The sequence below is a fragment of the Pararhodobacter sp. genome, assembly GCF_036802785.1.
In the GTDB taxonomy this organism is placed as follows: Bacteria; Pseudomonadota; Alphaproteobacteria; order Rhodobacterales; family Rhodobacteraceae; genus Pararhodobacter.
In genome coordinates, this window is the sequence record NZ_DAIRVN010000146.1 from 1 (window position 1) to 2,249 (window position 2,249).

The 2,249-nt window shown below is 64.8% G+C and carries 2 protein-coding genes; both read left to right on the forward strand.

Going from position 1 to position 2,249, the window contains the following annotated elements:
• A partial coding sequence (locus V7Q53_RS23340) for an ABC transporter substrate-binding protein (RefSeq protein ID WP_333831435.1) occupies nt 1-600 on the forward strand: 600 nt, incomplete at its 5' end.
• Between the two features lie 245 nt (nt 601-845).
• Nucleotides 846-2,207 (forward strand): CmpA/NrtA family ABC transporter substrate-binding protein, encoded by a 1,362-nt coding sequence (locus tag V7Q53_RS23345; RefSeq protein ID WP_333831437.1) that lies wholly within the window; start codon nt 846-848, stop codon nt 2,205-2,207.
• Nucleotides 2,208-2,249 lie beyond the last annotated feature (42 nt).

Consider the following 2,249-nt stretch of genomic DNA (forward strand, 5'->3'; position numbering starts at 1 on the left):
ATGGCGGGCGCGCTATTGCTGCCCAGCCGCGCCATCTGGGCTGTCGCGCCGGAAAAGGTGCTGGCCGCCCGCCATGACTGGGTGACAGACAACCCGGCCCTGACCGCCCGGCTGATGCGGGCGGTGTGGCGCGCCGCGCGCTGGCTCAGTGTGCCGGAAAACCGCATGACCGCGTCTGAAATCCTTGCGCGGCCGGAATATGTCAACGCGCCGGTAGAGCTGCTGGACCGGGCCCTGCGCGGTGAAATGGTCATCTCGCCGCGCGGAGAGCTGCGTCAGGTGCCCGATATGATCCGCTTCTTTGACGGTGCCGCCAGCTTTCCCTGGCGTTCGCAGGCGGCGTGGTTTGCGGCGCAACTGGCGCAGCGGCACGGGCTGGATGTGGCGGCCAGCATCCGGCAGGCGAAGGCCGTGTGCCGCACTGATCTTTACCGCCAGAACCTGCGCAGCGCCGGGGCCGACCTGCCCGGCGCATCGGAAAAGCTGGAGGGCAGCCTGCGCCATCCGACCGCCGTTGCATCCGAGCGCGGCACGATGATTCTGGCGCCCGATGCTTTCTTTGACGGGCAGATTTTTGACCCTGCGCCGGATTTCCGCTGAAAACTTGGGCATTCTGATGCTGCGCCTGCGAAATGCGCCTTGCTGCGCAGGCACAGGTTGATCGGCGCGCCCTGATCGGCCACCCTCAGGGCAATCGAAACGGCAAAGATGTCGCTTCGTTAAAACGGGGTTCAAGGGCGAACCCCTCCGGGCACAGCCGCCTGACCATGTCGCGCATTCCGCGCCACTGGTCGGCGGCTTTTTTCGTTTTGGCGCCTCCGCAGGCGCAGCCAGAGGACACAGCCATGATCCGCAAGCTTCTCGCCACCGCCACCGTAATTGCCAGCCTTGGCACCACCCCCCTGCATGCCGATACCTTCCCCGAGATCGAGGAACTGACGCTGGGCTTCATCAAGCTCACCGATATGGCCCCGCTCGCCATCGCCTATGAGCGTGGCTATTTCGAGGATGAGGGCCTGTTCGTCACGCTTGAGGCACAGGCCAACTGGAAGGTGCTGCTGGACGGGGTGATCGACGGCAACCTGCACGGCGCGCATATGCTGGCAGGCCAGCCCCTTGCCGCGACCATCGGTTTCGGCACCGAGGCGCATATCGTCACGCCCTTTGTGATGGACCTGAACGGCAACGCCACCACCGTTTCCAACGAGGTCTGGGAACTGATGCGCCCGGCGCTGGCAACCGATGACAACGGCCCCGTGCATCCCATCAGTGCCGAGGCCCTGCGCCCGGCGCTTGAGGCCTTCGCCAATCAGGGCCGGGTGTTCAACATGGGCATGGTTTTCCCCGTCTCGACCCATAATTTCGAACTCCGCTACTGGCTGGCGGCAGGCGGTATCCATCCGGGTTTCTACAGCCCCGACAACACCAGTGGCCAGATCGGCGCCGAGGTGTTGCTGTCCGTCACCCCGCCCCCGCAGATGCCCGCCACGCTGGAGGCAGGCACCATCGCGGGCTATTCGGTGGGTGAGCCGTGGAACCAGCAGGCGGTTGCCATGGGCATCGGTGTGCCGGTGATCACCGATCTTGATATTTTCCCGATGCGCGCCGAAAAGGTGCTGGGCCTGCGCGCCGATTTCGTTGAGCAGAACCCCAACACCGTGCGCGCTCTGACCCGCGCGCTGATCCGTGCCGCGCTCTGGCTGGATGAGAACGACAACGCCAACCGCGCCGAGGCCGTCGAGATCATCAGCCGCCCCAATTATGTCGGCGCAGACCCGGCGGTGCTGGCCAATTCGATGACCGGCACCTTTGAATATGAGCGCGGCGATATCCGCCCGGTGCCTGATTTCAACGTCTTCTTCCGCTACAACGCCAACCATCCCTTCACCTCGGATGCTGTCTGGTATCTGACGCAGATGCGCCGCTGGGGCCAGATCGACACCGCGCAGGAGGATGGCTGGTATCAGGACATCGCGCAAAGCGTGTTCCGCGCCGATCTGTTCCTTGAGGCGGCGCAATCGCTGGTCGATGACGGCCTCGTCCCGGCGGATGCCTTCCTGTTCGACAGTGACGGCTACCGCCCTGTCAGCACCGACGCCATCGACGGTCTGCCCTTCGATGGCCGCCAGCCCAACGCCTATATCGACAGCCTTCCGATCGGCCTGCAGGGCGATCAGCGGGTTGTCGGCAACGCGGTGCAGGGCTGAAGGCCCGGCAGGAAAGGAAGCACATCATGACCGCAACCGACA